We start from the raw sequence: 7,097 nt of genomic DNA on the forward strand, positions 1-7,097 counted from the left end.
GCACGCGCCCACCATGTCTGCCCAAGAATTCGCCCCCGGCCTCGTCATCCAGCACATCGCCCCGCCGCTGAAGCTGGCCGATTTCAAGGCCATTGCCTTCGACATGGACTCGACGCTGATCAACATCGAGTGCATCGACGAGATCGCCGACGCCGTGGGCAAGAAGGCCGAGGTGGCCGCGATCACCGAGGCGGCGATGCGCGGCGAGATCACCGACTTCAAGGACAGCCTGACCCGCCGCGTGGCCCTGCTCAAGGGCGTGCCGGCCGAGGCATTGGAGGGGGTCTACGCCCAGCGCCTGAAGCTCAACCCGGGCGCGCCCGAGTTGCTCAAGGCCGTGAAGGCCGCCGGCCTGCACGCGATGCTGGTTTCGGGCGGCTTCACCTTCTTTGCCGACCGGGTCAAGGCCCAGTTGGGCATGGACGAGGCGCATGCCAACACGCTGGAAATCGAAGGTGGCCTGCTGACCGGCCGGGTGCTGGGCGACATCGTCGATGGCGAGGCCAAGCGCCAGCACCTGCTGGCCCTGTGCGCCCGCCTGGGCTGCGATCCGAAGTGCGCGATCGCCGTGGGCGATGGTGCGAACGACCTGCCGATGATGGGCGTCTCGGGCCTGAGCGTGGCCTTCCATGCCAAACCCAAGGTGCGGGAACAGGCCATGGTGGCCATCAACGAAGGCGGCCTGGACCGCCTGCTCACGCTGATGGCGTGAGCCCCTCGGGCGCACCGGGAGGTGGGCCCAGCCTGAGCAGCACCTCGGCGCCTGGCGCCTGCAGCGCGTGGCTCGAGGCCGATACCAGGCTCACCTGGCCTTCGTGGGTGCGCGCCACCAGCTCGGCCAGGGTCAGGCCCAGCCCCAGGACCTCGCCTGCCTGGCGCGCCGTCAGGGCCGCGTTGACCGCGCTGGCGCGTTCGGCGCTCAGACCCTCACCGTTGTCGCGCACGCGGATCAGGCTTCCGCCTTCGGGCAGCGCCTCGGCCAGCACCATGACCTCGGTGGCTCGGTGGCGGGCAGCGTTGTCCAGCAGGTTCATCAAGGCGGCAGAGAGCAGGTCTTCGTCGGCCCACACCGGCTGCGGCGCCTCCACCTGCACGCGCACGCCACGCACCGGCAGGCGGGTCACCACGGCGGAGAGGTCCAGCGGGCGCCACTGCATCTGCCCCCCGGCCCGGAACAGGCTGATCAAGGCGGTCACCACGGTGCGCAGGCGGGCAGCGGCCTCGCGGGTCTGCGTGAGGCGAGGCTGCAAGGACGCCGGGGCTTCGCGCAGGGCGACCGCCAGCTGGGCATCCATGCCGGCCAGGGGGGTGCGCAAGGCGTGGGCTGCGTGGGCGGCAAAGGCTCGCTCGTGCTCGACGCGGGCGGCCAGCCGCTGACCCAGGGCGTCGATGGCCTGGGCCATGGGCACGAGTTCGGCGCGGGCCGGTGCGGGCAGGCGCCCAAAGGCCTTGGGGTCGAGCGGATTGAAGTCGGCCACGGCCCGAGACAGGTCCTGCAGGGGCGCCAGTTCACGCACCAGCCGGTTGTTGAGCCACAGCGTCGACACCAGCCCCACCAACAGCGCCGTGCCAATGCTGCCGCCCAGGATCATCCATTGCGCGAGGTGGCGGGTGGGCTCGGGCTGGGCCACCAACAGGCGCCCTTGCCCCTGGGGCAGAGGCAGGGTGTAGACGCGCCACAAGGCCTGCTGCGAGAAGCCCACGTCCAGCCGCTCGGACAAGGCCTCGGCCGGCGCCCGGTGGGAGCGCAGGCGCACGGCCCCGTCGGCCCCCACCAGCTGCCAGACCAGGCCCTCGTCGTGCGGGGGCGCGGGCAGCATGCCATTCACCGCCTTGCCATCGTGCACGCCGGCCTGGGCCAGGCCGTAGAGGATTTCGGCCGATTCCTGCAGCCCCTGGTCGAGCAGGGTGTCGAGCGCACGGTGCAGCATCAGGCCCACCGTGAGCGAGACCATCAGCCCCCAGACCAGGGCGATGCCCATCAGCACCCTGGAGAGGCGGGCGCGGATCGAGGGCAGCCCGGCCAGGCGTGGATCCGCGTTCATGCCGGGTCCGGGTTGATGCGGTAGCCCAGGCCACGCACCGTGTCGATCAGGCCCTTGCCGAGCTTGCGGCGCAGGCTGGCGACGTGCACCTCCAGCACATTGCTCGACACCTCGGCCTCGAAGCCCAGGGTGATCTGCTCCAGATCGGCCTTGGAGACGATGCGCCCCGCACGGGTCGCCAGGGATTCGAGCAGCGTCCATTCGCGGGCCGTGAGCTCGACCCGCTCGCGCCCCTGGGCCGAGACCAGGCAGACGCCCCGGGCCTGCAGGTCAACCTCCACCTCGCCAAAGCGCAGGCGCCCGCCCGGCGCGCCCACGCTGCGCCGCCACACCGCATGCAGGCGGGCCACCAGCTCTTCGGGCTCAAAGGGCTTGACGAGGTAGTCGTCGGCCCCCGAATCCAGGCCCGTCAGGCGGTCCTTCAGCAGGTCGCGGGCCGTGAGCAGCAGCATGGGGCGGCGGTCGCCCTGCGCCCGGCGCTGGCGCACCCAGTCGACGCCCGAGCCGTCGGGCAGCTGCCAGTCGATCAGCAAGGCGTCGTAGGGCTCCTTGGCGAGGCTGCGGGCTTCCAGCAGGCGCGGCACCCAGTCGACCACATGACCATCGGCCCGCAGGAAATCGCGCAGGCCCTCGCCGAGGATGGCGTCGTCTTCAAGCAGCAGCAGGTGCATGGTGGGCAAGGGGGTGAGAACGGGCGCCATCGCCGACGCCACAACAGACCGGAACTTATCACCGAGGGCCGGCCCGGGTCTTCAGGCTGGATTCAGGCACGGCGAGCAAGGTACAGCCTCCTTCGCCGCTCCCCCACGTCAGGCCCCGATCATGTTGCCGACCACGCCGTTTCAGCCCCGCCAAACCACCCCGCCTCAAGCGGCGCGCCCCCGCCCTCCTGCCACCAGGTGGCGGGGGCTCTGCCTGGGCCCCCTGAGCCTGATCGGATTGATCGGATTGATCGGTCTGAGCGGCCTGTGCGCCCAGGCCCTGGCCGCCCCGCCGGCCCCCATCCAGCTGACACCGACCCAGGTGCGCAACCTAGGCATCGAGGTCGCAGGCACCGTGGCCAGCGCCGGCGCCTGGCAGGCGTACCCGGCCGAGATCGTGGTGCCCCCCACCCAGCAAAGGGTGGTGGCCGCGCCGGTGGCCGGCCTGGTCGAGGCGCTCTCCGCAAGCCCTGGGGACACGGTCCGGGCCGGCCAGGTGCTGGTGAGCCTGCGCAGCGCCGAGCCCCAGGCCTTGCAAAGAGACGTGCTGCAATCCGGCAGCCAGCTGGACCTGGCCCAGCGCCAGCTGGCCCGCGACGAGGCCCTTTACGCCGAAGGCCTGATCCCCCAGTCACGCCTGGACGCCACCCGCGCCCAACTGACCCAGGCCCGCGCCCAGGCCAGCGAACGGCAATCGGCCCTGAAACTGGCCAGCGGCCAGACCCGGCCGGATGCCCAAGGCCGGATCAGCCTTGCTGCACCGGTGGCCGGGCAGGTGCTCGCGCAGCTCGTGGCCGTGGGCGAGCGGGTCGATGCCATGGCGCCGCTCTACCGCATCGCCTCCTTGCAGACGCTCTGGCTGGACATCCAGGTGCCGGCCCGCGAGGCCGCCCGCGTGCAGCCGGGTGACCGGGTCGAACTGAGCCTGCCCGGTGACCCCAAGGCCCAAGGCCTGGCCCGCGTGCTCACCCTGGGTGCCACCGTCGAGGGCCGCAGCCAGACCCTGACCGTGCGCGCCCGCATCGACACCTCCACGCCCGGCACGCCCGTGTGGCGCCCCGGGCAGATCGTGCAGGCCCGCATCCAGCGCACCGAAGCGGGCAGCCCGGCCCAGGGCAGCAAGGCCGGCGGGGCGGTCACCTTGCCACCAGGCGCCCTGTTGCCCGTGCCCGGCGCCGGCCACCAGGTCTTCGTGCAGGGCCCGGCGGGCCGGTTCTCGCTCCAGCCCGTGACCCTGCTCAGCCAACAGGCCGATCAGGCCACCGTGACCGGCCTGCCCGCCGGGGCCCAGGTCGTGGTGCGTGGCACCGCGGCCCTCAAGGCCCTCGTCTCCACCACAGGCCAGCCCTGAACGGCACCCCACCATGTTCGATCGACTCATTGAATTCGCCCTGCGCCAGCGCGTGCTGGTCATGCTCCTGGTCGGCCTGCTGGCCGGGGCCGGCGTGGTGGCCTGGCGGGCCTTGCCCATCGACGCCTTCCCGGATGTCTCCAGCACCCAGGTCAAGCTCATCCTCAAGGCCCCCGGCATGACGCCCGAAGAGGTCGAGGCACGCATCACCGTGCCCATCGAGCAGGAAGTGCTGGGCATCCCGCGGCAAAAGATGCTGCGCTCGACCTCCAAATACGCCCTGGCCGACATCACCCTCGATTTCGAAGACGGCACCGATCCCTACTGGGCGCGCCAGCAGGTCAACGAACGCCTCAGCGGTGTCATGGCCGACCTGCCTCCCGGCACCAGTGGCGGCCTGGCCCCCATCACCACGCCCCTGGGCGAGATGTACATGTTCACCGTCGAAGGCCCACAGCCTCTGGAAGAGCGCCGCCGCGTGCTCGACTGGGTGATCCGCCCTGCCCTGCGCACCCTGCCAGGCGTGGCCGACGTCAACAGCCTCGGCGGACGCGTGCGCACCTTCGAGATCAGCCCCGACCCGCAAGCCCTGCAGACCCGTGGCCTGAGCTTGAAACAACTGGAAGAGGCCGTGCTGGCCAACCATGGCAACGACGGCGCAGGCCGCCTGCAAGCCGGGGAAGAGGCCCTGATCGTGCGCGCCGAGGGCGCCATCCAGAACCTCGACGACCTGCGGCAGACCGTGTTGCAGCGCGAGCCCAATGGCCGCATCACCCGCGTCGGCGACGTGGCCGAGGTCCGCCATGGCGAGCTCACCCACTATGGTGCCGTCACCAAGAATGGCCAGGGCGAGGCCGTCGAAGGCCTGGTGCTGGGCCTGCGTGGCGCCAACGCCCGCGCCCTGGTGGCCGCCGTCGAAGCCCGGCTGACCGAGCTGGCGCCCAGCCTGCCCCCCGGCATGAAGGTCGCGCCCTTCTACAACCGCGGCACCCTGGTCGACCGGGCCGTGCACACCGTCGGCAAGGCCCTGCTCGAAGCCGTGGTGCTGGTCGTGCTCCTGCTGCTGGCCTTCCTGGGTCACCTGCGGGCCGCCATCGTGGTCGCGGTGATGCTGCCGCTCTCGGCCCTGGGCACCTTCTTGCTGATGCGCTGGTTCGGCCTCTCCGCCAACCTCATGAGCCTGGGTGGCCTGGCCATCGCCATCGGCATGCTGGTCGACGGCGCCGTGGTGATGGTCGAAAACATCGAAAGCCACCTTGCCCACGGCGACGCCAGACACCACAGCCTGCTGCAGGTCGCCCTGCGCGCCAGCCGCGAAGTGGCCACGCCTGTCGCCTCGGGCATGGCCATCATCGTCATCGTCTTCCTGCCCCTGCTCAGCCTCGAAGGCCTGGAAGGCAAGCTCTTCGGACCCGTGGCGCTCACCATCGTCTTTGCGCTGACCGTGTCCCTGCTGTTGTCGCTCACCCTGGTGCCCGTGCTCGCCTCCTGGCTGCTCAAGGCCGGCCACCACGAGACACCCTGGCTCATGCGACGGCTCGATGCCCTTTACGAGCGCCTCCTCACCCGTGCCTTCGCCCACCCCCGCGTCGTGTTCGGCGCAGCGATCGGCGCCCTGGCGATCGCCGGCCTGCTGTTCACCCAGATTGGCAAAACCTTCATGCCCACGCTCGACGAGGGCGACCTCATCATGCAGCTCGAAAAGCTGCCCTCGATCGGCCTCGACGCCACCGCGGCGCTCGACCTGCGCGTGCAGCAGGCCGTGATGAAGCGGGTGCCCGAGGTCCAGGCCATCGTGGCCCGCAGCGGCGCCGACGAGCTGGGCCTCGACCCCATGGGCCTGAACCAGACCGACACCTTCCTCGTGCTCAAGCCGGTCGAACAATGGCGCCAGCCCGACAAGGAGTGGCTGATCGGCCAGCTGCGCGCCGTCATGGCCGACTTCCCCGGCGTCGATGCCGGCTTCACCCAGCCGATCGACATGCGCGTCTCCGAGATGCTCACCGGCGTGCGTGGCGACGTCGCCATCAAGGTCTACGGCAGCGACATCCGCCAGCTCAACGCGCTGGCCGCCAAGACCGAAGCCCTGGTCAGCCAGATCCCCGGCGCCACCGACACGCTCACCCTGCGCAACGATGGCGTGCAGTACCTCCAGATCAAGGTCGACCGCGAAGCCGCTGGACGCCTGGGCCTGAACGCCCAAGGCATCCAGGCCGAACTGCGCCGCCTCGTCGAAGGCCAGACCATCGGCCTGGTGCAGGAAGACGGTCGCCGCACGCCCCTGGTGATCCGCGGCAGCGAAGCCCTGCGCGCCAACCCCGAGGCCTTCGAAGCCTTGCGCATTACCACGGCCGACGGCCAATCCGTCCCGCTCAAGGACGTCGCCCGCCTCGAACGCAGCGACGGCCCGGTGCAGATCGTGCGCGAGCAGGCCCAGCGCTACGTCGTCATCCAGACCAATGTGCGTGGCCGCGACCTGGTGGGCTTCGTGGACGAGGCCAAGGCCAGGGTGCAGCAGGCCTTGCCCCTGCCCAGTGGCTACCGCGTCGAATGGGGCGGGCAATTCGAGAACCAGCAGCGCGCGGCCAAGCGCCTGGGGCTGGTCGTGCCCATCTCCCTGCTGCTGATCTTCTTCCTGCTGTTCTCCACCTTCGGCTCGGTCCGCCAGGCCATGCTGGTGCTCTCCAACATCCCCCTGGCCCTGATTGGTGGTGTGGTGGGCCTGGCCGTGGCGGGCGAATACCTCTCGGTTCCGGCCTCGGTGGGCTTCATCGCCCTGCTCGGCATCGCCGTGCTCAACGGCGTCGTCATGGTCAGCCACTTCAACCAGCTGATCCTCGAAGGCCGGACACCGCGCCAGGCCGTGTTCGAGGGCGCGCAACGCCGTCTGCGCCCGGTGCTCATGACCGCGTCCATCAGCGCCGGCGGCCTCGTGCCCATGCTCTTTGCCACCGGCCCGGGCAGCGAGATCCAGAAGCCCCTGGCCATCGTGGTCATCGG

5 protein-coding genes are annotated in these 7,097 nt (G+C 70.6%); 3 read left to right on the forward strand and 2 right to left on the reverse strand.

The genetic code is table 11. The features are described 5' to 3' along the window. Positions 1-13 precede the first annotated feature (13 nt). Positions 14-712, forward strand: coding sequence for a phosphoserine phosphatase SerB (gene serB, locus QZ994_RS06945; protein ID WP_290870131.1), 699 nt, complete (start codon positions 14-16; stop codon positions 710-712). Here the strand turns inward: serB and QZ994_RS06950 are convergent. Both QZ994_RS06950 and QZ994_RS06955 read right to left on the reverse strand, forming a co-directional pair. Then, on the reverse strand, positions 696-2,045 hold the full coding sequence (locus tag QZ994_RS06950) for a HAMP domain-containing sensor histidine kinase (RefSeq protein WP_290870134.1): 1,350 nt from the start codon (positions 2,043-2,045) through the stop codon (positions 696-698). The genes serB and QZ994_RS06950 overlap by 17 nt on opposite strands. Then, positions 2,042-2,716 (reverse strand): response regulator transcription factor, encoded by a 675-nt coding sequence (locus QZ994_RS06955; RefSeq protein ID WP_290870137.1) that lies wholly within the window; start codon positions 2,714-2,716, stop codon positions 2,042-2,044. Before QZ994_RS06955 ends, QZ994_RS06950 begins: the two co-directional genes overlap by 4 nt. A 268-nt stretch (positions 2,717-2,984) precedes the next feature. Here QZ994_RS06955 and QZ994_RS06960 point away from each other — a divergent pair, with 268 nt between their 5' ends. Continuing rightward, a complete protein-coding gene (locus QZ994_RS06960; RefSeq protein WP_290870140.1) occupies positions 2,985-4,097 on the forward strand; it encodes an efflux RND transporter periplasmic adaptor subunit in 1,113 nt (370 codons plus the stop codon). A 13-nt stretch (positions 4,098-4,110) separates the two neighbouring features. Further along, a partial coding sequence (locus QZ994_RS06965; protein ID WP_290870143.1) for a CusA/CzcA family heavy metal efflux RND transporter occupies positions 4,111-7,097 on the forward strand: 2,987 nt, incomplete at its 3' end.

The organism is Aquabacterium sp. (assembly GCF_021768455.1).
Taxonomy (GTDB): domain Bacteria; phylum Pseudomonadota; class Gammaproteobacteria; order Burkholderiales; family Burkholderiaceae_C; genus Aquabacterium.

What these genes read in the sequence shown, in the direction of transcription:
- serB (WP_290870131.1), top strand. Translation starts at nt 14, where the DNA reads ATGTCTGCCCAAGAATTCGCCCCCGGCCTCGTCATCCAGCACATCGCC.
- QZ994_RS06950 (WP_290870134.1), bottom strand. Translation starts at nt 2,045, where the DNA reads ATGAACGCGGATCCACGCCTGGCCGGGCTGCCCTCGATCCGCGCCCGC.
- QZ994_RS06955 (WP_290870137.1), bottom strand. Translation starts at nt 2,716, where the DNA reads ATGCACCTGCTGCTGCTTGAAGACGACGCCATCCTCGGCGAGGGCCTG.